Annotated in this window: 21 protein-coding genes and 1 pseudogene; 11 read left to right on the top strand and 11 right to left on the bottom strand. The window is 63.2% G+C overall.

The annotated features are described in order from the left end of the window. Nucleotides 1–20: 20 nt before the first annotated feature. From RR_RS04680 to RR_RS04690, 3 genes are all read right to left on the bottom strand, one after another. Nucleotides 21–1,877 carry an ABC transporter permease gene (locus tag RR_RS04680; RefSeq protein ID WP_049938692.1) on the bottom strand — a complete coding sequence of 619 codons (1,857 nt, stop codon included), beginning with the start codon at nt 1,875–1,877 and terminating at the stop codon, nt 21–23. A 12-nt stretch (nt 1,878–1,889) separates the two neighbouring features. Continuing rightward, the gene (locus RR_RS04685; RefSeq protein ID WP_011222846.1) at nt 1,890–3,014 is read right to left on the bottom strand and encodes a thiamine ABC transporter substrate-binding protein; all 1,125 of its coding nucleotides are present in this window, start codon (nt 3,012–3,014) and stop codon (nt 1,890–1,892) included. A 64-nt stretch (nt 3,015–3,078) separates the two neighbouring features. Further along, nucleotides 3,079–3,471, bottom strand: a complete 393-nt coding sequence (locus RR_RS04690) for a DUF5658 family protein (RefSeq protein ID WP_004963127.1) — start codon at nt 3,469–3,471, stop codon at nt 3,079–3,081. Between the two features lie 122 nt (nt 3,472–3,593). On the opposite strand from RR_RS04690, the gene pdhA reads away from it, so the two are divergent. The 4 genes from pdhA (at nt 3,594) to RR_RS04710 (ending at nt 7,522) form a co-directional block, all read left to right on the top strand. Next, the gene (pdhA, locus tag RR_RS04695; RefSeq protein WP_011222848.1) at nt 3,594–4,706 is read left to right on the top strand and encodes a pyruvate dehydrogenase (acetyl-transferring) E1 component subunit alpha; all 1,113 of its coding nucleotides are present in this window, start codon (nt 3,594–3,596) and stop codon (nt 4,704–4,706) included. Between the two features lie 60 nt (nt 4,707–4,766). Beyond that, nucleotides 4,767–5,471: a hypothetical protein gene (locus RR_RS04700; RefSeq protein ID WP_004963124.1), complete on the top strand. Its 705-nt coding sequence runs from the start codon at nt 4,767–4,769 to the stop codon at nt 5,469–5,471. A gap of 174 nt (nt 5,472–5,645) precedes the next feature. Then, nucleotides 5,646–6,971: a divalent metal cation transporter gene (locus tag RR_RS04705; protein WP_049938694.1), complete on the top strand. Its 1,326-nt coding sequence runs from the start codon at nt 5,646–5,648 to the stop codon at nt 6,969–6,971. Beyond that, on the top strand, nt 6,968–7,522 hold the full coding sequence (locus RR_RS04710) for a hypothetical protein (RefSeq protein WP_049938696.1): 555 nt from the start codon (nt 6,968–6,970) through the stop codon (nt 7,520–7,522). The genes RR_RS04705 and RR_RS04710 overlap by 4 nt, the downstream gene beginning before the upstream one ends. Nucleotides 7,523–7,559: 37 nt before the next feature. On the opposite strand, the gene RR_RS04715 is transcribed toward RR_RS04710, so the two are convergent. The 3 genes from RR_RS04715 to RR_RS04720 all read right to left on the bottom strand — a co-directional run bounded on the left by RR_RS04715 (nt 7,560) and on the right by RR_RS04720 (nt 9,964). Further along, a complete protein-coding gene (locus RR_RS04715; RefSeq protein ID WP_011222851.1) occupies nt 7,560–7,808 on the bottom strand; it encodes a hypothetical protein in 249 nt (82 codons plus the stop codon). A 10-nt stretch (nt 7,809–7,818) separates the two neighbouring features. Beyond that, the gene (locus RR_RS22265) at nt 7,819–7,974 is read right to left on the bottom strand and encodes a hypothetical protein (protein WP_004963115.1); all 156 of its coding nucleotides are present in this window, start codon (nt 7,972–7,974) and stop codon (nt 7,819–7,821) included. Nucleotides 7,975–8,047: 73 nt separating this feature from the next. After that, nucleotides 8,048–9,964, bottom strand: coding sequence for a beta-CASP ribonuclease aCPSF1 (locus RR_RS04720; protein ID WP_011222852.1), 1,917 nt, complete (start codon nt 9,962–9,964; stop codon nt 8,048–8,050). A 265-nt stretch (nt 9,965–10,229) separates the two neighbouring features. On the opposite strand from RR_RS04720, the gene RR_RS04725 reads away from it, so the two are divergent. Beyond that, entirely contained in the window at nt 10,230–10,712 is a 483-nt protein-coding gene (locus RR_RS04725; RefSeq protein WP_004963111.1) for a hypothetical protein, read from the top strand. 723 nt (nt 10,713–11,435) lie between these two features. On the opposite strand, the gene RR_RS04730 is transcribed toward RR_RS04725, so the two are convergent. The 4 genes and pseudogenes from RR_RS04730 to RR_RS04745 all read right to left on the bottom strand — a co-directional run bounded on the left by RR_RS04730 (nt 11,436) and on the right by RR_RS04745 (nt 14,847). Continuing rightward, a complete protein-coding gene (locus RR_RS04730) occupies nt 11,436–12,494 on the bottom strand; it encodes a DUF7350 domain-containing protein (RefSeq protein ID WP_049938698.1) in 1,059 nt (352 codons plus the stop codon). A 79-nt stretch (nt 12,495–12,573) separates the two neighbouring features. After that, nucleotides 12,574–13,934, bottom strand: a pseudogene (locus tag RR_RS04735) (Tat pathway signal protein). A gap of 77 nt (nt 13,935–14,011) precedes the next feature. Further along, nucleotides 14,012–14,515, bottom strand: coding sequence for a winged helix-turn-helix transcriptional regulator (locus RR_RS04740; RefSeq protein ID WP_011222856.1), 504 nt, complete (start codon nt 14,513–14,515; stop codon nt 14,012–14,014). After that, a complete protein-coding gene (locus RR_RS04745; RefSeq protein ID WP_007188293.1) occupies nt 14,512–14,847 on the bottom strand; it encodes a DUF7471 family protein in 336 nt (111 codons plus the stop codon). The genes RR_RS04740 and RR_RS04745 overlap by 4 nt, the downstream gene beginning before the upstream one ends. Nucleotides 14,848–14,928: 81 nt before the next feature. Here RR_RS04745 and RR_RS04750 point away from each other — a divergent pair, with 81 nt between their 5' ends. The 3 genes from RR_RS04750 to proS all read left to right on the top strand — a co-directional run bounded on the left by RR_RS04750 (nt 14,929) and on the right by proS (nt 18,108). Beyond that, complete coding sequence (locus RR_RS04750; protein WP_049938700.1) at nt 14,929–15,651, top strand: hypothetical protein; 723 nt, start codon at nt 14,929–14,931, stop codon at nt 15,649–15,651. A 94-nt stretch (nt 15,652–15,745) separates the two neighbouring features. Continuing rightward, nucleotides 15,746–16,531: an SAM hydrolase/SAM-dependent halogenase family protein gene (locus tag RR_RS04755; RefSeq protein WP_011222858.1), complete on the top strand. Its 786-nt coding sequence runs from the start codon at nt 15,746–15,748 to the stop codon at nt 16,529–16,531. Nucleotides 16,532–16,653: 122 nt separating this feature from the next. Then, nucleotides 16,654–18,108: a proline--tRNA ligase gene (proS, locus tag RR_RS04760; RefSeq protein ID WP_011222859.1), complete on the top strand. Its 1,455-nt coding sequence runs from the start codon at nt 16,654–16,656 to the stop codon at nt 18,106–18,108. 157 nt (nt 18,109–18,265) lie between these two features. On the opposite strand, the gene RR_RS04765 is transcribed toward proS, so the two are convergent. Beyond that, nucleotides 18,266–19,222, bottom strand: coding sequence for a patatin-like phospholipase family protein (locus RR_RS04765; protein ID WP_011222860.1), 957 nt, complete (start codon nt 19,220–19,222; stop codon nt 18,266–18,268). Between the two features lie 472 nt (nt 19,223–19,694). On the opposite strand from RR_RS04765, the gene RR_RS04770 reads away from it, so the two are divergent. The 3 genes from RR_RS04770 (at nt 19,695) to RR_RS04780 (ending at nt 25,962) form a co-directional block, all read left to right on the top strand. Next, nucleotides 19,695–20,108: a CBS domain-containing protein gene (locus RR_RS04770; RefSeq protein WP_049938701.1), complete on the top strand. Its 414-nt coding sequence runs from the start codon at nt 19,695–19,697 to the stop codon at nt 20,106–20,108. 154 nt (nt 20,109–20,262) lie between these two features. Continuing rightward, nucleotides 20,263–24,810: a glutamate synthase large subunit gene (gene gltB / locus RR_RS04775; protein WP_011222862.1), complete on the top strand. Its 4,548-nt coding sequence runs from the start codon at nt 20,263–20,265 to the stop codon at nt 24,808–24,810. 180 nt (nt 24,811–24,990) lie between these two features. Next, nucleotides 24,991–25,962, top strand: coding sequence for a prohibitin family protein (locus RR_RS04780; RefSeq protein WP_011222863.1), 972 nt, complete (start codon nt 24,991–24,993; stop codon nt 25,960–25,962). Nucleotides 25,963–26,058: the final 96 nt, after the last annotated feature.

Genomic DNA, 26,058 nt, shown 5'->3' on the forward strand with positions numbered 1-26,058 from the left:
CACCGTCTGCGGGGGGCTCCTTAGAACCCAACCTCGTCACCTCCCAGCCGGTCGATGAGCAGGAAGCTCGCGCTGGTGACCACGAGCAAAACGACGCCCATCGCTGTCGCGGGACCGAGCCGGCGGCCGATGAACCGCTCGATGGCGATTGGCATCGTGAACTGGTTCGTCCCGGAGGCAAGGACAATGGTCGCCGAGAACTCCCCGATAGAGATAGCGAACGCAAAGGCGGCCCCAGCGATGACCGCTGGCCACACGAGCGGCAGTTCGATGTCCAGCAGCGCTCTGGCACGCGGCGCGCCGAGTGCGCGGGCAGATTCGACGAGCCTGTGGTCGATACCTTCGAGGCCGGGCGCGACCGTCCGAACCACGAACGGGTAGCCCGCGACAGCGTGGGCGGCGATGATGGCGAAGCCGCCGCCGACGGCGAGACGAGTCCCGCCGACTTCGACGCCGAAGACGAGGCCTCGGAGCAGGCCGAGGCCGACGACGATGCCAGACACGGCCAGCGGGGCCATCGCCACGGCGTCGACGAGCTTCCGACCGCGGTAGTCCCGGGTCGTGAGGACGGCCACGACGACGCCCATCGGCAGGGCAACGGCGAGCGAGGCGATCCCGAACAGCAGTGAGTTCCTGACCGCATCCCACGGCTGGACCTGGAACGATGCGCCGGTCGTCTGGCGGTCGATGAGGAACTGATAGTTCGCTAGCGTCAGTCCCTCCGGCCCGCTGAGGCTGGCGAGCACCATGCTCGCTATCGGCGCGACGAACACCGCCAGCGCGACGACGGCGTAGACAGCGAGCCCCAGTCGGGGGAGCAGTTCCCGGACTGAGAGTGACGGCGGCCTGAGTTGTCGGCGGGGCAGCGGTCGAATCCCCCGCGACCGGACGGTATGCTTGGCCTCGTAGCGGAGATACGCGTACAGCAGCCCCAGCGAGATGCCGAGTTCAATCAGCGCGAGGGCGGCCGCCTCGGCGTACTCTAGGTCGCGGATGAGCCGGTAGACGAACACCTCGACGGTCGCAAGCTGGAAGCCGCCCAAGGCGAGGACGATGGGGAACGTACTGAAGGTGAACACAAAAGTAAGCGCCGCGCCCATCAGCACCGATGGATACAGTTGCGGGGCGACCACGTCGCGGAACGCTCGGAAGGGGCTCGCGCCGAGGCTCCGGGCCGTCTCGACCGCGCTGGCGTCGACGGACTCCCAGGCGGCGGTGGTCACCCGCGCCACGAGGGGCGCGTTGTAGAACGCGTGAGCGATGACAACAGCCTCTAGCGTAAACAGGAGATTCACCTGTCCCAGACCGAGCGCGCCGAGCACGGCGTTGAGCGTCCCGTTCCGGCCGAACGTGGCGACGAAGCCCACCCCGACCATTATCGACGGGAGGACGAAGGGGAGAATCGTTAGCGATCGGAGCGTTCGCCGACCGGGGAACTCATAACGAGCGAGCAGATACGCTGCCGGCAGGCCGAGGGCGACGCTGGCAACGGTTGAGAGGGCCGCCTGATATGCCGTGAAGCCGATGACGCCCAGCCGCCGGTCCGGCGACAGGACGCTCTCGATGACGGCTCCCACTTGTTCGCCAGCGAGCAACCGCGCGGGCTCCCCGAAATAGAACGGATCCTGCAGTATCGAGACGAACACCCGTCCCGTCCAGCGGCCGTCGACGAGGACGCTGTCGATAAAGACTGTCGCCACCGGGTAGTAGAAGATGCCGAGCAACAGCCCGATAGTGCCGACCGCGAGCCCGACGATTGCCCGACGCTCGATAGTGTTGCGGACGGTTCGGCCTCGCTTGCTGGATGGACTACTCGCTGTCTCTGTCATCTTTTCGCTGTCGGCACCATCCGCGCCGCCGTCGAAATCTCGGGCCACAGTCCGTCGTCGTTAGTTCGAGGCGAACTGCCGTTCCCAGTCGGAGATCCAGCCCGAGACGGAGCCCTTGAGTTCGTCGTAGCCGAACGTGACTGGTTCCGGGGGCTCTTGGGCCAGTTCGGCGTAGTCCTCGGGGAGGTCGGCTGATTCTGTTGCCGGGAACTGGACGTTCCGGACGGCGATTTCGCCCTGGATTTCCGGGCGCAGCAGGAAGCCCATGAACTCCCGGGCGAGGTCGGGCGTGTCCGCTCCATCGAAGACCGCCATCCCTTCCGGGTTGGCGTAGCCCTGGTCGTTCAGGAAGCGGATCTGGTGTTCTTCCAGATTGGCGTCGTTCTGGTCCGCGAACACCTGGTCGGTGGAGTAGGAGACGACCATCGGCGCTTCGCCGCCCGACCACGCGCTGTAGGCATCGCTCCAGGAGCCAAGCACCCGAACGTCGTTGTCCTGCAGGTCGCTCCAGTAGTCCAGATAGCCGTCCGGGCCGAACTGCTTGACCGTGTGCAGCAGGAACGCCCGGCCGGTAGCCGAACTGGACGGATTCTGCGTGATGAGGTCGCCAGCGTGTTCCTCAGCAAGGAGGCCATCGAAGGTCTCCGGCGCTGTGGTCGCTGTGCCGTCGAACACCAGGCTGATGTAGCCAGTGTCGTAGGGAATCGCCCGCCCGTCGGGGTCGAATTGCAGCCCAGATTTGATGTCGTCCTGTCCAGCCACATCGCCGACATCGGCGAACAGCCCGTCGTCGAGGTTTTCGTCAACTCGGACGAGGTGGTCGGTGTTCAGTCCAAGGTACATATCCGCCTCAATGTCGACGCCGGCGTTCCGGCGCTCGATGTAGTGGTTGACCTCGTTGCTCGGTGTCTGCCAGATCAGGCGGGCGTCGAACTCCTCCTCGAAGCGCTGTTTCACCCACGCGCCTGGACTCGTCGACGGCGAGTCGACGAACGCGCTGTAGGTCCCGACGACCAGCGTCTCGTCGGCACCGTCGGCGCTCCCGGTACTCGTCCCGGAGGCGGTTGACTCGTCCGTGTTCGACGCCCCGGTGCTCGATTCGTCGCTGCCGCCCAGCCCCGCACAGCCGGCAAACGAGACGGACACCGTCGCGCCGGCCGCTGTCAGGAAAGACCGTCTATCCATTACACCGTGGTCACACCCAGTGGTACTTAATCCCGCTGTTCCTGAATCCTGACGCCTCAGCACTTCAAATGCCCGCAACAGCCGTTATTACCCCGCGGTACTGCAGGATGGTGACTGAGTTGTAGGCAACGACCGCGAGCGTCACCACGGCAAACAGGGCAAGAAAGACCGTCGCGTTGCGCTCGGAGAGCAGTCGCCATCCGGCGACCAGCCACAGCATCGCCCCGAACTTCACCAGCCAGAGGCCAGCCAGCCCGAACTCCGCAAGCATCGTGCTGACGACGGCGTTCCCCTCCTGCAGACCGACCGTGAGCCCGGTCATCGTCAGGAGGATATCTCCGACTGTTGCGACGAGGATGACGGTCCAGAGTACCGCATGGGTGTGCGATAGGTGGTGGTCCCGCCAGAGCGTCACCCGCTCACTGTCCGCCGCTGGGCCCTCTTTGCCGAGCATCATGGATACGTTGGGCGGACACGGCATGAATACTCGGGTCAGGACGTCGGCGCGTGCTGGAGTGGCTCGACTGACCGGAGCCGAACACAGCTTTTTGACGGTCCTCTCCGAGTGTAGGGTACGAAATGACACAGGACGTTCTCAATCGGGCACCCGACGACCGTATACAGGCGCTCGATGCAGACGGTGAAATCGTCGACCCGGACCTCATTCCGGACCTGTCCGACGAGGCGCTGGTGTCGATGTACCGCGATATGCGCTTTGCCCGCCGGTTCGACGAGCGGATGATAAGCCTCCAGCGACAGGGCCGACTCGGCACCTACTCGTCGCTGGCGGGTCAGGAGGGGTCACAGGTCGGGTCGACGTACGCGCTGGCCGACGAGGACACGATCTTCTATCAGTACCGGGAACACGGCGCACTTGTGGCTCGCGGGCTCCCCTGGGAGTACGTCCTCTACTGGATGGGTCACGAAGCGGGCAACGCCGCTCTTGGCGACGTGAACGTGTTCCCGCTGAACATCTCTATCGGCGCGCATCTCCCCCACGCTGTCGGCTGGTCGTGGGCAGCAAAAAAAAGGGGCGATGAGCGGGCTGGCGTCGTCCACTTCGGCGACGGGGCCACCAGCGAGGGAGACTTCCACGAGGCGATGAACTTCGCCGGCGTGTTCGAGACGCCGACGGTGTTCTTCTGCAACAACAACCAGTGGGCTATCTCTGTCCCCCGAGAGCGCCAGACCGCCAGTCAGACGCTGGCACAGAAGGCCGATGCCTACGGCTTCGACGGCGTGCAGGTCGACGGGATGGACCCCCTGGCGACCTACTCCGTCACCGAGGCCGCCAGAGAGCGGGCTGTGGGAGCAAACGGCGGCGAGCAGGAACCAATTTTCATCGAGGCTGTCCAGTACCGCTTCGGCGCGCACACGACCGCCGACGACCCGGACGTGTACCGGGACGACGCGGAGGTCGAAGAGTGGCGCGAACGCGACCCGCTGGACCGCATGGAGGCGTTCCTCAGAAACTGCAATCTGCTGGACGACGGAAAAATTGACGTGATGGACGACACCATCGACGAGCGCCTCGGCGAGATTATTGACAACGCTGAGTCCCATGCGCCGGACCCGACGGACCTCTTTACCGACGTGTACGACGAATCGACATCGAACATTGATGAACAGCGGGAGTACTTCGAGGGCCTCCGCGAGCGCCACGGCGACGACGCCCTGCTGGAGTCCGAGTAGCCGACCGAGCCTGTTATTGCCGTTCCGTCGCTTCCGTCTACTGTGACAGAGTGGCCACCGGTGGACCCTGCCGACGCAACGGCTGTTGCACAGCAGCGTGACGAACTGGTCGCGGCGGTCCGGGACCACGCCGGACAGGTCGCCTACCAGCTCGCCCGGCTGGAGGGCGGCGACTACGGGCAGGCAGACATCGAGACTGACCGCGGCGAGTGGACCGTCAAGTACGAGGGCGGCGATCTGGAGTATCTGCGGTTCTCGCCGTCGCGCGGCTCGGACACGTACGTTATCTCGACCAAACAGCCGCCAGAGCCGGAGCCGCTAGCGGCCGCGCTCGCCGACTACGACGCCTTCGTCGAGGGATTCAACGACTACGTCGCGTCGCTCGACGGCGTGCTTGACGACGTGTCGACAGAGTTCCCGGAAATCGCAACAACCGATGGCGTCGTGGCCGAACGCGACCGTGTCCTCGGCCGCGTCCGCGAAATCTGTGACCAGATCGCGCGGGAACTCCAGCGTTACGAGGGCGGCGACTACGGGACCTTCACCAGCCGAATCGGCGGTACGCGCTGGGAACTCAAATGGGACACTGACGGGGCGTCGTACCTCCGGGTCGGCGGGAGCAACGGGCTCTATCTCCTCTCGCAGTACGAACCCCCTTCGGCAGCCGACATCCGCGAGTACGCCCCGCAGTTCGCGGATTTCGTCGACGCATACAACGACCACGTCGACGAACTGGAATCGGACCTCGGAACCGTCGAACTCTGAGCCGACGCAGTCTGTACTCTTTCTGGTAGCGGTCCGCCCGGTGAGCGTGTGGTCTGTCAATTCGGCCAGCGCTTCCATTTTCCCGTAATCGCAGTACAGCAGTCGAATTACTGCCGAATACCACCGAACAATATGTCGGCAGTGTTTTCAGGGGGCCTCACCCAAGCCGGAGGTATGAGTTCGACCGAAACCGTCGATAGTTCGGCTGTGAGCAGCGGGACAATCAGTGATTACGTCGAAGCGATGGGACCGTCCTGGATTGCGGGCGCAATCGCCGCCGGCCCGGCAACGATAGCCAGCCTCGTCACTGCTGGGGGTGCGTTCGGCTACAGTCTCCTGTGGGTCGTCGTCCTCTCCGCAGGGGCGGGGGCGCTGGCGCAGTATCTCGCGATGCGGCTGGGACTGCTGACCGAGCGTGGCATTGTCGCCGTCGTCGAGGACCACCTCGGCGAAACGTGGGCGTGGCTACTGGTCGGGGACGCGGTACTCGCCGCCGGCGTGGCACAGCTCGTCATCATGAAGACCGTCGCTACCGTTTCGGCGACGGTAACCGGTATCGACGCGCGCATCTGGGGCGTCGTCTGGGCGCTCATCCTCGCAGCAGGGCTGGCGGGCGGGGGCTATCGCTTCCTCGAACTGGCCGCGAAAATCCTCGTCCTGCTGGTCGTCGTCGCGTTCGTCGCCAGTCTGTTCGTCGTGCCCATCGACGCCGGCGCGGCGGTGGCCGGACTGGTCCCCTCGGTCCCGTCCGGGAGCGCACTGGTCGCGGCCGGCATCCTCGGCGGCGCGGTCCACATCACGCTCATCACGATGCATTCCTACACGATGCGGGCACGCGGCTGGACCCGCGAGGACTACGACCTCGCGACGGTCGACGTGGGGGCGTCGATGCTGGTGGCCTTTGGCATCTATAGCCTCGCCATCTTTCTGGTGACGGCGAGCGTACTCACCTCTGGCGACCTCACGACGGTCGGCGCTGCTGAGGCCCTCGGACCGCTAGTCGGCGACAGCGCCCGCTGGCTGTTCCTGCTCGGCCTCTGGGGTGCTGCCGTGTCGACGCTCGGAGGCAACACCATCGTCCCGCCGTTCCTGCTCGCCGACAAACTCGGCTGGGGTACCACTATCGAGGATAACCGTTACCGCGGCCTGCTCGCCGCCGTTGCGCTGCTGTCTGCACCGGGCGCGTTCATCGGCGGGAACGTCCTCGGCCAACTCGTCCTCGTGCTCGCGCTCGGCACGGTCGGCACGCCGTTCGCCATCGCCCTTGTCCTCTATCTCCTGAACTCTGCTGCGGTTCCGGAGTCGAACTCGCTGCTCGCCAACGTCGGCGGGCTGGCGCTCATCGCTGTTTCGGGCGGGTTGGCCGCGAACTTCGTTGTCGAACAGCTCGGCGGGGGCGTCGGCCCACTTTCAGGGTTCGTGCTGGCGTTCGCTATCGCGCTCGGTCTCGCTATGGCTGGCCTCGGCGGGAAGTTCCTCCGGGAGGAACTCCTCGCGTGACCGGTCTCCAGTTCCCGCTCTCGGGGTCGACGCTCGTCACTGGTCCCTCCAACGCCGGCAAGACGCGGACGACCGCGGCCGCCCTCAACGCCTGGCTTGACAGCGAGGGCACCGAGGGTGTTGTCGTCCTCGATTTCGCACCCGAACTCGAACGCGACGGGACAATTCTGGGCGGTCGCCTTGACCGCTTCACCACTGTGCCGGAGGCGGTCTGGCTCGGTCGCATTGACGCCAGTGCACCGCGGGCTGAGAGCGAGACGGCCGAGCAGGCGGTCGCGCTCGCCCGGGACAACGCTCGCCGTGCCGAGCAACAGCTGGACGCACTCCCGGAGACTCCCCGGGCGGTGTTCGTCAACGACGCGACGATTCCGTTCCAGCACGATTCCGTTGCGGTCAGCCGGCTCACCGGATACTGTGAGAAGGCGGACGTAGCCGTCCTCAACGCCTTCGACAGCGACGAGCTGGGCGTCGATGACCCGGTGTCTCGGGCCGAGCGGGACGCGCTCGACCGACTCCGGCACTGGGCCGACCGGACCGTCGACCTGTCGTAGTCACCGTCGGTCGCATCCCGGACGCGCCAGCGGCTCGCTACTGCCCGCCGCGTTTCCGGAACCAGACGCGCTCGCCGACCGGACTTTCGTCGTCGCCGATGTCTAGCCGACTGACGAACAGGTCCCGAATGGCCATGGTGACGACGAGCTCAGCTGGCTCACTGGACTCGTCTTCGACAGTGACGACACAGTGGCCATCGCGCTCCGCTATCTCGGTGATTGTGCCGACCGTCCAGCGGTCGCGGTGGTGTGACGGTTCCCGTGCGTGAATGCGGTCGTGATTCATCCGAGTTATTTCAGCGGTTCCACTCGTAGAACCACCACGCGCCGCCGAGCACTATCAGGCCGATTCCAAGCGTCGATGTCGCAGGTTCCGGGATGATGAACAGCACGAGTCCGATGAGTACCATCCCGACCGGCTCGAGCTCGTCGAGATACTGGATGATGTCCATACGTGCTGCTTCACCCGCTTGCGGTATAGAGGTTTGTCTGACTACTGACCGCGAACAGAGAGCAGCGACCGGGTCAGCGGAAGCGGAACGTTTCGAGGTTCTCCGGCGCGAAGGTCCGGATGTTCTGGTCGTGGTACAGCGACGAGGAGAGGTCCTGTGTCGCGGATTCGTCGCCGTGCACGCAGAGGATTTTCTCAGGTCGGGGGTTCATCGTCTTCACGAAGTTCTCTAGCCCTTGTCGGTCGGCGTGCCCGGAGAAGCCGTCGACCGTTTCGACGGTCATCTCCAGTGGGACCTTCTCGTTGCGTCCGCTGCCGCTGACAGGAACCTCGTCGATGCCGCGCTGGATTCGTTTGCCGAGTGTGCCCTCCGCCTGGTAGTCGACGAAGGTGAGCGTCGAATCCGGGTCCGGGCCGAGTTGGTCGAGCCAGGACATAACCGGGCCGCCGGTGAGCATCCCGGACGTAGAGAGGATGATACAGGAATCGCCGTCGGCGATCTCTTCCCGTTCCTCGTCACCGCCGTCGATAGGATTGAACCGGTCAGCCAAGAACGGGTTCTTGTCTTCGTCGAAGATGCGATCCTGCAGGCCGTCGCGGAGATACTCGGGGTAGGTCGTGTGAACGGCTGTCGCCTCCCAGATCATTCCATCAAGATGGACCGGCATCTCGGGGATGTCGCCGTTCCGCATCGCCTCTTCGAGGACGAGCATGAGTTCCTGGGACCGCCCCACGGCGAAGGTCGGAATGAGGACCTTCCCGTTGCGGTCGTAGGCGTTCTGGATGATCTGCTTGAGCTTTCGCTCCGAGTCTTCCTGGTCGGTCTGGTAGTCGTTGCGGCCGCCGTAGGTCGACTCCAGCACGAGCGTTTCGACCCGGGGGAAGTCGTTGACAGCGCCGTCGAACAGACGCGTGTCGTCGTAGTGGATATCGCCGGAGAAGGCGACGTTGTACAGCCCGTCGCCGACGTGGAAGTGACACACTGATGAGCCCAAAATGTGGCCGGCGTTGTGCAGTGTCAGCTTGATGTCGGGCGCGATGTCCGTCACGTCACCGTACTCCAGCGGGATGGTGTGTTTGATCGCCTCACGGACCATCTCGGAGTCGTACGGCGGGGTGCGGCCGTCGTCCGCGGCGGTGTCGAGGTGATCGAGTGTCAGGAGTCCCATCAGGTCCCGTGTCGGCTCAGTGCAGTAGATGGGGCCGTCGTAGCCGTACTCGAACAGGAGCGGGACCAGCGCTGAGTGGTCGAGATGTGCGTGGGTCAGGACGACGGCGTCGATGCCGTTGGTCCCGGCACCGAACGCCTCCGGAATGTCCAGATACGGCTGCTCGCCGTTGGCACCGGGCTTGTTACCGCAGTCAATGAGGATTCGCGTGTCCGGCGTCGAGAGGATGAACGCAGCGCGGCCGACCTCCCGACAGCAGCCCAGCGTCGTAATGCGGACGTACTCGTCGTCCGACATCGGCTCGCGGTGGATCTGCCGGCCGACGCGTTCGAGGATGTCACGGCGGTCCTCGCGCTCCTGTTTGAGGAAGTTCCGGACGTTCTCGACTGTCGAGGACTCGATGGGTGGCGTCCGAACGACCTCGGGTGTCCACCCGACCTCCTGCGTGATCTCACGCAGGGTCGAGCCGCGTCGACCGATGACGACGCCGGGCTTCTGTGCCTGGACGACGACTTCACCGGTGTCAGCGTGGAAATTCAGGTCCATGACGCCGGCTTCCTCGGGGATGAGCTCCCGGATCGCCTCTTCGGCCTCGGCTGGCGGGGCCAGTACGTCCGGGTCCGGTCGGACCGTGATGCGTTTCCGGAGCTTCGATGCGAGCCGGCGAACGAGGTCGCTGTTCGCGGCGAACTCCTTCGGGTCACGCGTGTATATGACGAGTTCCGGTCCCTCGTACGTGACATCCGAGACGGAGATACGGCGCGGGACTTCCTCGTCGATCGTTGCCTTCACGTCTTCGAGTTGCTTGTCTACAGTGCTCATAGCTCAAAACGGGTCATCCCGGTAGCGGGGCCGTCCACGGCTGGTGCGGGCCGACCTGGTGCCGCGGGATGTACGCTCTCTAATAAAGTCATCAGTTATCGGTGAGTTGCCTCCGGACGTGGAGAGATGTCCGGAAAACCGTCCTCTATTTCTCAGTATTCCCCTCGTGTTATAAAAGCCTTCGCAATACGGAGGTCGGAACTGTCCCGCAGTCGCCGCTCTGTGCGCCCACAAGCGGTAAGCGGCCTCCACGTGAGACCCCAGCATGCGACTGACGCCTGAAACTGTCCACGAAGAGTACGACTGGGTGCAGGAGCGGGGCGACGACGTTGTCCCACTAGTAAACGAAACGCGAGCCTATCTGGGTTCGCAGTTCGGTGTTGACGTTGACACGCTCACAGACGACGCCTACACGGCTGCTATCGACGAGGTGTTCGCCGACGGTGACCGGGCGGTCAACGTCGCCGCGCTGGTCCGTTTGCTCCGAGGACTGGACGTTACTGACGATTACCCGGGTTTTGTCGTCGACGAACTCCTCGGCCGCGAGTTGGCGGCTATGATCGCCGGTGAGCAACCGCTCCGACTGCTTGCAGAGGCGACCTTCCACCTTGCGGACGTACGAACCCACGGCGATGACACAGCCACTGCGGGTGCTGACGATCTTGATGCTGCGCTCGCGGCTGGGGTCCAGACACGCGTCCCGGGTTGGCCGTGGCAACAGACTGAGAATCCGTTCGCTGTGGAGTGAAATCGGGTATACTGTTGCTGTATCTGTCTGTTATGCTTTCTGCCATTTAAATCTTAAATATAACGAGTATTATGTTATTTTAGGGAGGAAATATGAACCAAGAATGGGATTGTGACTATACAGATAGTCCCAATGCATGTTTGGTGAGCCGGTTCCGAGTCAGTGTCCAGAGTGCGGAGTAGTCGCTGTCCGGATACACAGGGTTGCACCGTCCTTTCACGAGCGCGGAGACGAGTGGAGCATCCGTGCCGAGTGCCGCGATTGTCACGATTACACCGAGTGGTTCGACTGACTGAAAGGGGGCCGTAAGCGTGGTGTTGCAGTCTACTGCAGCCTCTGGGTATTGCTGGAGCGGCCGTTCACATCCCTCTCCGTCTCCCTATTGGGTAGTTACCATTGTACTGACCATGTAGCCTCCGAGAACCGCAACTGGCCGGTTCTGTTCTACAGTCAGTGTTGACTGTGCTGTGAGTTGTACGCTGCCGGCCTGGGTGTAATTCAGGGGGAAAATAACATTACTGACAACTGAGAATTGTGTATTAGCCAAGAGGAAACCAGACGATGTCCAACTCCAAAATACCAGGACAGTGTCCGAAATGCGGCTCAGTGAACGTCAACGTCACCAAGGTGGCGCCGTTGAACCACGACCGCGGTGAGAGATGGGCGACCCGCGTGGAATGCGACGAGTGTCCGGACTACGTCGAATGGATGGATTAATCGCGGTTAGCCGCTGGCAAACGAGAACGAAGGCGCCGTCAGGAACGCTGTCTCGTATCCCTCGTGACGAGACACCTGTGGCGGGGCGACGACGTCGACACTGACGGACGGCGCTTGCGCTGCTGTCTCGACGATTGCGCCGTAGTGATATCCGAGTTCGGGGTGGACCGCGGCGGTCAGCGCGTCTTCAAACAGCGTCTCGCTGTCGGCCTCTACGGTTCCGTCGAGGGACATCATCGGGAGGGGAACGCGGTTGTACGGTGTCCGAGCCGAGACGGCGAGGTACGACTCACCGTCGGCAAGGAACGCCGCGTCCTGCAGCCACGTAACGGCGTAGACGCCGTCACTCCCTTTGTCCGTCCCGAGGACCGTTCCGGGCAGGGCCGACACTTCGGGGACCTGCGAGGTTGGCACCATATCCATGTTCATCAGGTCGACCGCCGCGCGTTCGCCCTGTGAGTCCGGGAACTCCTCAAAGGAGAGCTGGTCGCGCGTGTTCTGGGCGAAGTCGAATTCGACCGTCGCCTCGCCGGCCTCGTTGAATCGGCCTTCGAGGGCACCCAGCCGGCGCTCGCCCATCCCGTTGACGCGGACCGAGAGCTGATAGACGCCGTCGCCACCGAGTGTGTAGTTGTCGCCGTAGTGAAACCCCATGTTCTGGGAGATCATCGGCCACGGGGACTTGTCGGCGACTGTCTCGCCGTCGCGCTCGATTGTGATTGAGAGGCCGGCGGACACTGGGAGTACCATTTCCGTTTCGGGGTCCCAGATAGTCGCCATCAGGTGGACGCTGTCCTCGCTCCGGATGTCGACCTTTTCGGCTGTCGTCCCGGTTACTGTCCAGAACCGGTGGGGAAAGGAGTAGCTCAGTCCGACCATGTACTCGCCCGCCTGCGCTATGCCGGCCATCCCCATCCCCTCTGCGTGGGTTGGGCGGTACGTGGCGTCAGGGCGGTTCTCGACCAGCGGTGGAGCGCGTGTCGACTGGGAACTCAGCGAGCCACACCCCGCCAGGACCGTCGTGCCGGCGAGGCCGGCACTGGCGAGGAACTGTCGTCGATTCATAGACCGTCTTTGGGTCCTCATCTGAAAGACCGTTCTGGTACGGCGGCCGAAAGCAGGACTGCGTGGCTCCGCCTACCGCTCACGTGTCCGGGTTCGCTCGGGGCAGGGAACGCAGCGAGCGTGGCGGAAGCAGGTAGTTCCCGCGTCGCGTGACCGTCATATACTGGAGGATACCGTTGTTCACTCGCTGCCCGACAGCGGAGTCGTTCGCGACATCGGTGCCGTTCATCGCCTGTTTTGTCGCGACGAAGTCGGCAATAGAACGCTGTAGCGAGAGGAAGTGCAATCCCGCTTCACCGCCGTCGGTCGAACTAAAGTCCCGGCGGAGGAGCGTCGGTGTTCCGTCTTCTCTGACGCGGGACATCTTCTGTGCGTGGCCGACAACGCCCTCTCGCCGGCCGCTGTCGACCACGTCTTGTGGGCACTCACCGGCACCGTTGTCAGTGCCGAGGTTCTCGCCGACGCCTTCGACCTTGTCCTCGGCGGCGTGGGCCGGACAGAACATCTTCGAGACGCGCTGGTCTCGGGAGTCCTGTTCGTACCACTGCTGGAGTTGCAGCCGGATTTTCGAGAGGTGCTGGGTCGCGCCGCCGGCGAACGGCCCCGAATCGACCGTTACCCGGTCCTCGGAAGCCTGGTTCTCCTTGAACCCGGATTTGAATCCCATGAACAGCGGGGCCTCCTCGGGGACCGGTTCGGAGTCCGGAACCCCGTCGACGTCTTGATTCTCGGCGGGCAGACCGGCGCCGACGAATCCCGTCACAGCGGGGCCTCCTCGGGGACCGGTTCGGAGTCCGGAACCCCGTCGACGTCTTGATTCTCGGCGGGCAGACCGGCGCCGACGAATCCCGTCCGGCGCTCCGCCTCGCGCAGGACACCCTCGAAGGTAGCGCTCATCTCGTGGTCGTTCACCGTGTCTCGGTTGCCTTTCAGCGCTTCCTCGGCGGCGATAACGGCCCGCTCGTCATCGCTCGCGAGGTGTAGCAGTGCGTCTGGTGTGTCGAGTTCTGGGTCCTCGAAGGGGGCAAGCGCCATTGGTTCGGGCAGGTCGACACCGGCTACGTCGGCCTCAAAGCGGTCGAAGTAGGCCGGACTGTATGCGAGCGTGAACAGCAGTCCCTCGTTGCTCCACTCGTAGGCCCGTTCGAGGTCTCGAAGCGCCGCTTCGACCTGCTCGCGGTCGGCATCGGTCGGCGGTCCGTCGCTGGCGTAGTCAAGCAATAGGAGGACGTGGTGTCGCGACAGTCGGTTGTTCCCCGCGTCGTCCGTCGCCAGCGACGCGTCCCAGGCGTGCTGACGCGCCGGGAGAGACGAGGGGTCGTCGGTTCCCTTGGGTACAGTTCCCGACCCGCGGTCGAGACAGGCAGCCAGCGCCGCGGTGCCGCCGATGGCCACGGCGCTCTTGGCGAACTCGCGTCGGGAAATCCCACGTTCAGTCATCATCGACGCTATGGGCTGCCCGTGCAATTGGATTGTGGTACAGGACTCGAAAGCACCCGCTGCCCACGGAAACCGGGCTACTCGCTCTCGAACAGCCGGTCGAGTAGCCGGGTGAAGCGGCCCGACAGGCGGCTGGATACCGTGGGCTCAACTGCCGCGAGCAGTTCGACCGTCAGGTCCGGCCGGCAGAGCGCCAGCGTCACCCGGCCACTGTCTCGGCGCTTTTCCACGATGTCGTATTCGACCAGACCGCGCAGGTGGTGTTCGAGCGTACTCCGGGCGATATCAAGGTGGTCGGCTACCTCGTCGGGGCGAGCGGTTTCGCGCTCTATGAGCGTAAGGAGAATGTCTCTCGCCGTCTCGCGACGGAGGAAGGCGATTGCGTGGCGCTCCCATGAGTCAAATGACGACGTGTAGTAATGCGTGCGCCCGTTGACCGACTCGCTGTGAACGCGGTCAAGCCGGGACAGGTGGTACTGGACCTGTCCCGTTGCGAGGTCCAGCGCCCGTGTTAATTCTCGGAAGTGGACGCCCGGATTCGACTCGATATGCCGGTAAATCCGAACTCTGGTGTCGCTCATAGTCCCTCCTCATCGAGGCGTTTCTCGACTGTCCGGGCGTAGTACACTGCGCCGAGGACGAGCACGACAAAGACGGTATCGAGCGCGTGTTCGAGGAGATGGTGGGTCGGTGCTGAAACCACTGAAAACCCAGATAGCAGCGCAATGAGTGGCCGGACGAACAGCGCGGTGAGTGCGAGCGCAATCAGCAGATATGCACGCGTCCCGCGCTGTCGGTACGCGGCCAGGGCGAGCCCGCACAGGACTGCACCGGCCACGGCAGAGAGGACAACGACGGCGACGATGTCCCAGCTCTCGGCACCGGAATGCCCTCCAATACTGAGCAGGTTCATCAGGCCGTCACTTCGCAACCACGGTGCCTCAGTCGTTCGGTTTTGCGCGACTTTTTTATCGGACCGCTGAGACGTGGCGGTATGGACTGCATCGGCTTCATCTGCGAGCCTGAACACCTGGTGTTTGGTGCCGTCGCAGAGCGGCTCTCCGCTCGGGGGTTTGACATCCAGTTTCTCCGCCCCGGAAACCCGGTGGCCAAAGCCGATATCGACGACCTATCTGCACTCGTCAATACAACGCTCGGGCCGGAGTCATTCAGCGCCCTTCGGTACGCCGACAGCGTTGGCGTTGAGACGTGGAACGGGTTCCTGCCGACGACGGCGCTTGCCTGCCGACTCGTCGCCCTGCACGGACTGGAGCAGGTCGGCTGTCAGGTGCCGACCGTCTGGTTCGAGAAGCCCGACTGCGATTACATCCCCCGCACTCGCTACTCTTGGGACGGTGTGCCGGTAAACAGTGACGAGGGTGATTTCTACCAGGCCTGTGTTCAGGAGGAGCCGGTGGAGTACAAGTACTTCGCCGTCAACGACGGCCGCGAAACCCATCTGCGAGCGATTCAGGTCCGGTCGGAAGTGTCCGGGCTGGACCGTATCATCAGCGAGGAGACCGTCGAGGTGACGCTTGCGGCCCGCGTCCGGGAGTTGCTAGACCGCTTCGGCGCGCGGGCACTCTGCGTCGAGTTTGTCGAAAGCGAATCGGAGTTCTACGCACAGGGTGTCGACCCCGTGCCGGGATTCGCTGGGACAGGGATGGAACGCCGCGTCGCCGACTCCATCGCCTCCCTGACGACAATCGGTGCCTGAGTCGGCGTCGTCAGGGACGCTCGATAGTTCTGCATCTGGTACCAAGGCACAAGATTATACAGGCGTACCGACGTGGTGGTGACCGGAGCTTCACATGAGCACGTTCGTTCATCTCATCGCGGATTACGGCCCGGCCGACCCGGCCTTCTCAGAAGTCGTCCATCGTCTCACTGCCGCTGACCCGACGATGACCGTTCAGTCGACCGAAGTCAAGCCATTCTCGACGGTCGCCACTGGATTCTGGATCGCGCAACTCGGTGTCCACAATCCGACGTTCGACGACCTGCTGATTTACTCGAACACGGCACCACGAACGACAGAGTCGACGCCAGAGCGAGCCGACACCGGCGGGGCGCTCTGTTATCTCGAACTGGACAACGGCGTCCCCGTCGTCGCCGTCGATGCCGGCTACAACCTCTCGTTTATTGCCGACCACGCCGCGACCTTCCGTGAGATCGAACTGCCGGCGGACACCGGTCAGTTCCGCTCGCGGGACGTGTTCCCGCGCCGCGTCGCCGAAATCGCAAACGGGAATCACTCATCTCTCGGGGCGGAGCGGTCACTCGACGACGTGCCGGCCCCGCCCGAGTCCGTGGTCTGTCACGTCGACGGCTACGGGAACGTCAAGACCTCGATCCGCCACTCAGCGTTCACACCGGAGAGCGACACAGTCACTGTCGAACTCAACGGCGAGTCCTGTGAGGCCGTCGTCAGGGACGCTGTGTCGAACGTTCCGGAAGGGTCCCTCGCTATCGTCCCGGGGTCAGCAGGCGGGGACGACCCGTATCAGGAACTGTTCCTTCGCGGCGGGTCCGCGGCGTCAACTTTCGGCACTCCTGGGCCCGGAGATGCCCTCTCCATTCGGGCTGAACAGGCCTGATACCGGCCCCGATACAACGGTCCTCGCGGCGCGGAGTGGGGCATCGAACTGGGTCGGTCGGCGTGCCAGCGGCTCACCACCCTTCGGGGAGTTTATTAGCGCCGTGGGCCACGACACACCTAATGAGTGGCGAGCAGGAACTCGGCATCACCGAGAGCAAGGAGCATTCACCCGGCGAGTGGTACGCCGAGGTCGTCCAGAAGGCCGGCCTCGCGGACTACGCCCCTATGGGCGGGTTCATCGTTACGCGCCCACGCGGCTACGCTATCTGGGAGCGTATCCAGAACAACCTCGACGGCTGGTTCAAGGACACTGGCGTGCAGAACGCCTACTTCCCACTGTTTATCCCCGAGAGCTATCTTGAGAAAGAGAAAGACGTTGTCGAAGGGTTCGACCCCGAGGTGGCGTGGGTAACCCACGGCGGCCACAATGAACTCGAAGAGCGTCTCGCGGTTCGGCCTACCAGCGAGTCCATCATCGCGCCGTTCATGGCACAGTGGACTCGATCGCACCGGGACCTCCCGATGCGACTGAACCAGTGGTGTTCGGTCGTCCGGTGGGAAGCAACGGAGACGAAGCCGTTCTTCCGCACCAAGGAGTTCCTCTGGCAGGAGGGTCACACCGCCCACGCCGACGAGGACGGCGCGTGGGAGGAGACGATGACTCGTCTGGACCAGTACGCTCGCCTCTACGAGGAGGTCATGGCGATGCCGCCGCTGAAGGGCCGCAAGCCCCCTCACGATAAATTCCCCGGCGCGCACACGACGACTACCATCGAGACGTTGATGCCCGACGGCAAGACCGTGCAGGCCGCCACCTCTCACTACCTCGGGACCTCCTTCGGCGAGGCGTTCGACATCACCTACGCCGACGCCGACGAAGAGGAGAACACGGCCCACACGACCTCGTGGGGACTGTCCTGGCGCGCGATGGGTGCGCTCATCATGACCCACTCCGACGACCAGGGGCTCGTCCTTCCACCAGCGCTCGCCCCCGATCAGGTCGTCGTCGTCCCGATCTGGCAGGAGGACAACAAGGACGAGGTCATTGACTACGCCGCCGACCTCGCCGCCGAACTGGACGAGGCCGACGTCCGGGTCGAACTTGACGACCGCGAACACCGCAATCCCGGATTCAAGTACAACGAACACGAACTCCACGGCGTTCCCCTCCGTGTCGAAATCGGCCCCCACGAGGTTGAGGACGGTGAGGCCACGCTGGTCCACCGGCCCGACGGCGAAACCGAGACGGTCGACCGCGACGGCATCGCCGACACCGTTACCGACCACCTCGACACCGTCCACGCCAAGCTATATGCCAGCGCTGAGGAGACGCTGGAAGGCGAAATCCGTGAGGCTGAGTCCCGCGAGGAAATCCTCGGCACTATCGGCCAGCACGGCGGCTACGTGAAATGTGGTTGGTGTGGCGACGAGGACTGCGAGGAGCCGATCAAGGACGCTATCGCGGCCGAAATCGTGATGGTGCCCCTTGACCGCGACGAGGAGCCGATCCACGAGGACTGCGCCATCTGTGGTGAGGACGCCGAGGAGACGGCTTACTTCGCCAAGAGCTACTGAACGGGCCCGAGCGGAGCGAGGGACCGAAGTTTTCGCCGACGTTTTGCGACGAGCGGTGCGAGCGTATCACGAGCGCACCCGAGGAAGTAAAAGGTCGGAACGAGACGGCCTACTTCGCCAAGAGCTACTGAACGGGCCCGAGCGGAGCGAGTGGGCATCAGGCGATCCGGTTCAGGAAGTCGTCGGCCTCGCGCTCGCCGCGTTCGAGCAGGTCCTCGATGAACCGCGGGTCACGGTCCACCTTCGAAGACGGAGTGTGCTTCCTGGCGAGTCGCAGGTGTCGGATCTCGACGTGTCTGTATTCGTCGGGGAGATAGCCAGCCCGTACCCAGTCGTTCACTGTTTCGATGAAGTCCAGTTCCTGATTCAGCGAGATGTTTCCGGACAGTTCCTGCCGGCGGTCGGTGATTTCCGCCAGCGAGGTCGGGACGCCGTCGTAGGTCTGTGGCTCGATCTGGATGACCCAGAGTTCGTCGGGCTTTGGCCGCTCGCTGGTCAGGAACTCCTTGACTGGCGGGTTCTGCGAGAACAGGCCGTCCCAGTGCCAGTGGTCGTTCATCTCGACGGCCTCGTACAGCAGCGGATACGCGGCGGACGCGAGCACCGTCTCCGGGGTAATGGCGTCGTCTGAGAAGGTTTCGAACTTGCCGCTGTTGAGGTCAACCGCACCGATGGTCACGTGCGGCGGGGTCGCAGCCGCGAGCGAGTCGAAGTCGTCGAAGTCGATGTGTCGGTCGAGCAGGTCCAGATACCAATCTTGGCCGGCATTGCCCGGCACTGCGTACGGCGAGACCTCCGGGATGGGGAACATGAGCTGTTGGAGGCGCGAGCGCCAAACGAGCGACTCATTGACTAGAAACTCGCCAGGGTCGGCCGCGGCGACGTCGCACCAGACATCATCCAGCATGTCGGCCGCGCGGTCAGGGCCGGCGCTGAGCAGGCCGTACCACGCGGTGACCGCACAGAGTGCGCCACCGGAGGTTCCGCTCAGTCCCACGAGTTCGTAATTAGCGTCGACAGCGGGTAGCAGTCGCTTCAGCGCGCCGGCGGTGAACGCGGTGTGGCTGCCGCCGCCCTGACAGGCGATAGCGACGCTGGGAGCATGACCAGACATAGTTTAATTCATATACGATGGGCTTGTATAGATAGATGCCGGCTGATACTGCCGTGAAGCATATTGCCACCGCTGAGGGAGTATGCGTTCTCACGAAGGTACAGCTAGCAGTATGAAGGAAGGATGGGGTCGGGGAGCGTGTGACATTTTCCTCCGTGCCCCCGATAATCACTGCTGTCCCTATGTATATAAATCGCCGTCAGACTACAGTCATACAAACGCCAAACGGCGAACAGATACCGTCGTAGGAAATACAGTTCTACAGACAGTTTACGACAGCAATGGAAGGCCGACAGCCCTGATGCAACCGACCAGTTGGAGTGGGATATCGGAGACAGGAGGCCAATAGTTGAAGGGGTGCATACATCGTGGCGAGCGCAGAATATTAAGACCTTATATATTTCTCAGCAGGTGAAATGGATAGATATCCGGAACCAACACGGTTATATCTCGGCCTATGTTATCGACTGTCATGGACGACGTGTTTGTCGGACGAATTATGTCATCGCCTGTCACCACTGTTGCCGCCGACGCGAACGCGAAAGCGGTCGCCAAGCGGATGCTTGACGAGAACATCAGTTCTGTTGTTGTCGTCGACGCTGACGGAGCGTTGCTGGGGATTCTCACCTCCACGGACTTCGTCGAAATCGCCGCAAAGGGTGGCGATACGGCGGGGTTAGACGTGTCCGAATTCATGACGACGGATCTGGTTACAGTGACGGCAAACGACCCGGTTGAGGCGGCCGCAAGCGTGATGTTGGACCACAGTGTCCACCACCTTCCTGTCGTTGATGAGACGGAAGGAGTCGTCGGAATGTTAACGACAACTGACATGACGGCCTACGTTTCTGGTATCGAGCAGTCATCTGCACCCGTGCTCGGCTGAACACCAAGTGAACCGCCGGCCTGCAGACGACTTCTTATAAATGATGATACAGTTCGAACAATCGTTATAAATATATATTCCCTAATGTGGGGTTAAACAACACTAATACCATTAGGATTACCCTCTTATAGTTGCATCCCCAGTCGTGAAACACATGGTTGAGCGACAGACAGGTCTCTCTGCAGGCGACGCCGGGCTTGCAGATCCCACGGACGAACGGTCGAACTGTGGTGTCGGAGTCGTCATGGACCTCGACGGCCAGAGCGACCACTGGGTTGTATCGGACGGACTCGAACTCCTCGACAACCTCGAACATCGAGGGACGACAGGAGCAGAGCAAGATACGGGCGACGGAGCAGGCATCATGCTCCAGATTCCACACGAGTTTTTCGCTGCCGAAGTCGACGCCGACCTGCCACCCGCTGGCGAGTACGCCGTCGGCACGCTCTTTCTCCCGCAAGACGACGAGGTCGCCGAGAGTCTGAAAGACCTCGTCGAGACGGAACTCGCCGCTGAGGGCCTCGATGTCCTCGACTGGCGCGACGTTCCCACGGACAACAGCGATCTTGGCGCGACGGCGCTCGAATCCGAGCCCGACATCGTTCAGTTCTTCGTTACCTCCGCAACGGGCAAAACCGGGGACGCCTTCGAGAACCAGCTATACATCGGCCGCCGGGCGCTCGAAAACACAGTCGAGGAAAAAAAGCCGCCGGGCCACGAACGATTCTACGTCGTCTCGCTTGCAACCGATGTCGTGGTGTACAAGGGCCTGCTCAAGGCCGAACAACTCGAAGACTACTACCCTGACCTCGAAGACGAGCAGATGCAGTCGACGTTCGCGATGGTCCACGCCCGATTCTCGACGAACACGTTGGGCGCGTGGCACCTCGCCCATCCGTATCGTCGCGTCATCCACAACGGCGAGTTCAACACGATTCAGGGGAACATCAACTGGATGCGCGCTCGGGAAACCGACATCCAGAGCGACGAGTTCGAGGGCGATCTGGAGAAGATCAAGCCCATCATCGACGACCCCGAGCAGTCAGACACCGCGAGCGTCGACAACGCGCTCGAACTGCTCCTGCAGGGTGGCCGCGACCTCCCCCACGCCCTCCGGATGCTCATCCCCGAGGCCTGGCGCGGCGAGATGAACGACGTGACTGGCGACCGGCGTGATTTCTATGACTACCACGCTTCGCTGGTCGAACCCTGGGACGGCCCGGCCCTCGTCGCAGCCACCGACGGCGACCGTATTGGCGCTGTGCTGGACCGGAACGGGCTGCGCCCGTGCCGCTACGATGTGCTTGAGGACAACACGCTCGTGATGTCCTCCGAAGCCGGTGCGCTCGAACACGACGCCAGCGAAATCAAGGAACGCGGGCGCCTCCAGCCCGGCCAGTGTTTCCTCGCTGACCCCGAAGAGGGTCGCGTCATCCCCGACGAGGAAGTGTTCGACGACATCGCCGACGACAAGTACGGTGAGTGGGTCGCCGAAGAACAGGTCGACATCGACGAGGTTGCCAACCGCGAAGACAACGCACCCCGGGACCCTGCGGATGCACTCCGGAGCCAGCAGGCCATGTACGGCTACACGTACGACGAGGTCGACCACCTCATTGAGCCGATGGCCGAGAAGGGGAAAGACCCCGTCGGCTCTATGGGCGATGACACGCCACTGTCGGTTCTCTCGCAGTTCAACCGCCCGCTGTTCACCTACTTCAAGCAGCTGTTCGCTCAGGTGACGAACCCGCCGCTTGACTACATCCGCGAGGAACTCGTTACCTCACTGGAGTCCCGGCTGGGCCATCAGCGTAACATCCTCGACGAGAGCCAGGGCCACGCCCGCCAGCTCGTGCTTGACTCGCCAATCCTCACTGACGAGGAGACGCAGTCGATCAAGGACCTGAACGCCAACGGCATGTCCACGAAGGTCATCGATATCACCTACAAAGAGGGCGGCGACCTTCGCCAGGCCGTCGAAGACGTGCGGGCCGAAGCCGACGCCGCAGCACGGGAACACGACATTCTCGTGCTCTCGGACCGTGCGGCCAGCGAAGGCCGCGTGCCGATTCCGAGCCTCCTTGCCGTCGGTGGCATCCACCACCATCTCGTCCGCAACGGTCTCCGCAACCACGTCGGGCTCGTCGTCGAGTCCGGTGACCCGCGTGCGGTCCATCACTTCGCGACGCTCATCGGCTACGGAGCCGGCGCGGTCAACCCGTACCTGGCCTACCAGACCATCGAGGACCTGGTGGCCGGACCGGACGGCGCGGACCTGGCTGATGCCATCGATGCCTACATCACTGCCGTTGAGGACGGCCTGCTGAAGACGATGGCCAAGATGGGTATCTCCACGGTCGAGTCCTATCAGGGTGCCCAGATCTTCGAGGCCGTCGGCCTCTCCTCGGACTTCATCGCCGAGTACTTCGAAGGGACGACCTGCCGGACCGACGGTATCGGTATCGAGGAAATCGAGGACGACCTCACCCAGCGCCATGATGTCGCCTGGAGCGAGGAAGAGCCCGATATGCCGCGACAGGGCGAGTACGAGTTCCGCTCGAACGGCATCCACCACCAGTGGAACCCCAACACGGTCGGCAAGATCCAGCAAGCCGTCCGGATGGGCGACTACGATACGTACAAAGAGTTCGCCGAACTGGTCAACGACCAGAACGAGGAACTCCAGACGCTGCGTGGCCTACTCGAATTCGACTCCGACCGCGAGTCCATCCCCATCGAGGACGTCGAGCCGGTCGACGACATTGTCGAGCGCTTCGAGACCGCGGCGATGTCGCTCGGGTCGCTATCGCCCGAGATGCACGAGAACAACGCCATCGCAATGAACCGGCTCGGGGCCAACGCCAACACCGGCGAAGGCGGCGAACCGCCCGAACGGTTCGACACCGAGAAGGAGTGTACGACCAAGCAGGTCGCTTCTGGCCGCTTTGGCGTTACCTCCGACTACCTCGCGTCGGCTGACGAACTCCAGATCAAGATGGCACAGGGCTCCAAGCCCGGTGAGGGTGGCCACCTGCCCGGCAAGAAGGTCAACGAGATGATTGCCCACGTGCGGTACGCGACGCCGGGCGTCGGCCTCATTTCGCCGCCGCCGCTGCACGATATCTACTCCATCGAGGACCTGAAGCAACTCATCCACGACCTCAAGGCCTCAAACCCCGAGGCTGACATCAACGTTAAGCTGGTCTCCGAAGACGGTATCGGGACCATCGCGGCTGGCGTCGCCAAGGCCAACGCCGACGTAGTCCACATCTCGGGCCACGACGGCGGGACCGGTGCGTCGCCGAAGACCTCAATCAAGAACGCTGGCCTCCCGTGGGAGCTCGGTGTTTCAGAAGCCAATCAGATGCTCCGGGCCACCGGCCTGCGCTCGCGCATCAAGGTGACCACCGACGGCGGCATGAAGACCGGCCGTGACGTGGCCGTCGCCGCCCTGCTCGGTGCCGAGGGGTACACCTTCGGGACCGCCTCGATGGTCACCTCGGGCTGTGTGATGGCTCGGCAGTGCCACGAAAACACCTGTCCGGTCGGCATCGCCACGCAGAACGAGAACCTCCGCGAGCGCTTCCCCGGCGAGCCACAGCACGTCATCAACTACATGACGTTCGTGGCTCAGGAACTGCGCGAGATCATGGCCGAACTCGGCTTCGAGACTATCGACGAGATGATCGGCCGACCGAGCGTACTCAAGCAGCGCGACGACGTGAGCCAGCCCAAGGCCCAGAAGCTCGACCTCTCGGGCGTCATCGCTGAGCCGGCCGACAACGACGGCCGCTACAAGCAGCGCGAGCAGACCCACGAGGTCGACGAACAACTCGACTGGGACCTCATCGACGCCGCCGAGGACGCCATCTACAGCGGCGACCCGGTCGCTATCGACACCGATATCACCAACGTCGACCGTGCGGTCGGGGCGACGCTCTCGAACCGCATCTCCCGCGAGCACGCAAGTGACGGCCTCGCGGACGACACTATCCGGGTCGACTTCGACGGCACGGCCGGCCAGTCCTTCGGCGCGTTCCTCGCACAGGGCGTGACGATGGAACTGACTGGGACGGCCAACGACTACGTCGGCAAGGGGCTCTCCGGTGGGAAGCTCATCGTGAACACGCCGGATCAGGCACCCTTCGATCCGTCGGAGAACATCGTCATCGGCAACGTCGCGCTGTACGGCGCGACGCAGGGCGAGGCCTACGTCAACGGCATGGCCGGCGAGCGCTTCGCCGTCCGAAACTCCGGGGTCAAAGGCGTCGTCGAGGGTGTCGGTGACCACGGCTGTGAGTACATGACCGGTGGCGCTATCGTCGTGCTGGGCGAGACGGGCAAGAACTTCGCGGCCGGGATGTCCGGCGGCGTCGCGTACGTCTACGACCCCGACGGCGAGTTCGCAGCGAAGGCAAACACCGGCATGGTGTCCCTGGCCGATACGCTCGAAGGCAAGGACCGCCAGATGATTACTCGACTCGTCGAAAACCACGCCGCCTACACCGACTCCGACCGAGCGGCGGAGTTGCTTGACGACTGGGACGCCGAAGTTGAGAACTTCACGAAGGTGATGCCCGACGCTTACGCTGAGGTCATCGCCGACCGCGAGCGCGACGACGTGCGCAACGAGCCGCCGGCCAAGGCCGCGGCGAGCGCCGAAGCCGCCGAGGCTGACTTCGCCGCCTCGACAGACGACTGAAGCGCCACTGTTCGACGTTTTGTCTGTCGTCAAGGGCGCTGTTTTTCCGCCACAATCGAGCCGCGTTCTGTGGTCGTAATGTGACACCGTGACAATCAATCGCTGGTCCTATAGCTGTCGGGCCAAAGTGCTGGACATGGTCCCCGTACAACCACCCGTCGTATCGCATCGGAGCACAGCATGAGTGACATCCCCGGTCCTGACCCCGATTCCGGGTCGGACATCGATATCGATGTCGGCCGTGGCCTCCGCATTGCCGTCAGCGTCGTTGTCGCCCTCGCTGTCGCAACGGCGCTGTTCGGTGGCTATCATCAGGTCCCCGAAGGCCACGTCGGCGTCCAGAAATCGTTCGGCGCGGTAACCGGCGATCAACTCCAGCCGGGCGCACACATCATCGTGCCAGTCAAGGACTCGGTTCAGGACGTGGAAATCCGACCCCGGACCTACACCATGGCCAACACTGAGGGCGAAGGCGACAGACCGTCACAAGCCGATGCGGTGACCGTTCAGACCATCAATGGGACGACGGTCGACATCGACATCACCGTCCGGTACAAGATCGAAGAAACAGACGCGTCGGGATTCGTCACCGAATGGCGGACCGTCGGCCAGGCGGAGGAGCGACTTATTCGACCGTCTGTCCGGTCGCAACTCCGGAATGAGGCCGCAGGTATCCAGACGAGCGAGATATACACCAACGACGGCCGCGAGCGACTCGGCGCGGCGGCACAGCAGAAACTCGAATCCGCGTTCGAGGGCGAAGCGCTCGTCCTCGAAGAAGTACAGGTTCGTACCGTTGACCTCCCGGACTCGTACGATCAGGCGCTCAACGACAAGGAAATCGCAAAGCAACGCGTCGAAGAGAAGAAATTCGAGATTCAACAGGCCGAACGCGACAAGGAACGGCAGGAGATTCAGGCCGAAGCCGACGCCCGAGTTATCGAGATTCGCGGTGAGGCGCTTCGGGAGAACCCGGTCGTGCTGAAACAGCAGTACGTCCAGAGCATCGACGATTCGGATAAGGTCATCCTGGCGACTGACGACGAAGGAACACCCATCATCCTGCAGACTGGCCGGAGCAGGGGCGGGAACACGTCAAGCGCCGATACAGGGTTCTCGACGAACGTGACGAACGCGACGGCCGGCAACTGACCACAGACGCGAGGGCGCACCTCATTCGTTTTTTAGCCGTGCTGTTCTCTGGAGAGGGTCGGTCGTCATGCCTCTCCAGCAAACACTCGGTGTCGA

Source organism: Haloarcula marismortui ATCC 43049 (assembly GCF_000011085.1).
GTDB classification, from domain to species: Archaea; Halobacteriota; Halobacteria; order Halobacteriales; family Haloarculaceae; genus Haloarcula; species Haloarcula marismortui.

Bases quoted from the DNA above. Each gene is read 5' to 3' on its own strand.
- RR_RS04755 (WP_011222858.1), top strand. From the start codon at position 15,746: ATGAGCACGTTCGTTCATCTCATCGCGGATTACGGCCCGGCCGACCCG.
- RR_RS04770 (WP_049938701.1), top strand. From the start codon at position 19,695: ATGGACGACGTGTTTGTCGGACGAATTATGTCATCGCCTGTCACCACT.
- RR_RS22265 (WP_004963115.1), bottom strand. From the start codon at position 7,974: ATGGACATCATCCAGTATCTCGACGAGCTCGAGCCGGTCGGGATGGTA.
- RR_RS04690 (WP_004963127.1), bottom strand. From the start codon at position 3,471: ATGATGCTCGGCAAAGAGGGCCCAGCGGCGGACAGTGAGCGGGTGACG.
- RR_RS04780 (WP_011222863.1), top strand. From the start codon at position 24,991: ATGAGTGACATCCCCGGTCCTGACCCCGATTCCGGGTCGGACATCGAT.
- RR_RS04705 (WP_049938694.1), top strand. From the start codon at position 5,646: ATGAGTTCGACCGAAACCGTCGATAGTTCGGCTGTGAGCAGCGGGACA.
- RR_RS04740 (WP_011222856.1), bottom strand. From the start codon at position 14,515: ATGAGCGACACCAGAGTTCGGATTTACCGGCATATCGAGTCGAATCCG.
- RR_RS04715 (WP_011222851.1), bottom strand. From the start codon at position 7,808: ATGAATCACGACCGCATTCACGCACGGGAACCGTCACACCACCGCGAC.
- pdhA (WP_011222848.1), top strand. From the start codon at position 3,594: ATGACACAGGACGTTCTCAATCGGGCACCCGACGACCGTATACAGGCG.
- RR_RS04765 (WP_011222860.1), bottom strand. From the start codon at position 19,222: ATGTCTGGTCATGCTCCCAGCGTCGCTATCGCCTGTCAGGGCGGCGGC.
- RR_RS04725 (WP_004963111.1), top strand. From the start codon at position 10,230: ATGCGACTGACGCCTGAAACTGTCCACGAAGAGTACGACTGGGTGCAG.
- RR_RS04685 (WP_011222846.1), bottom strand. From the start codon at position 3,014: ATGGATAGACGGTCTTTCCTGACAGCGGCCGGCGCGACGGTGTCCGTC.
- gltB (WP_011222862.1), top strand. From the start codon at position 20,263: ATGGTTGAGCGACAGACAGGTCTCTCTGCAGGCGACGCCGGGCTTGCA.
- RR_RS04720 (WP_011222852.1), bottom strand. From the start codon at position 9,964: ATGAGCACTGTAGACAAGCAACTCGAAGACGTGAAGGCAACGATCGAC.
- proS (WP_011222859.1), top strand. From the start codon at position 16,654: ATGAGTGGCGAGCAGGAACTCGGCATCACCGAGAGCAAGGAGCATTCA.
- RR_RS04750 (WP_049938700.1), top strand. From the start codon at position 14,929: ATGGACTGCATCGGCTTCATCTGCGAGCCTGAACACCTGGTGTTTGGT.
- RR_RS04745 (WP_007188293.1), bottom strand. From the start codon at position 14,847: ATGAACCTGCTCAGTATTGGAGGGCATTCCGGTGCCGAGAGCTGGGAC.
- RR_RS04730 (WP_049938698.1), bottom strand. From the start codon at position 12,494: ATGAATCGACGACAGTTCCTCGCCAGTGCCGGCCTCGCCGGCACGACG.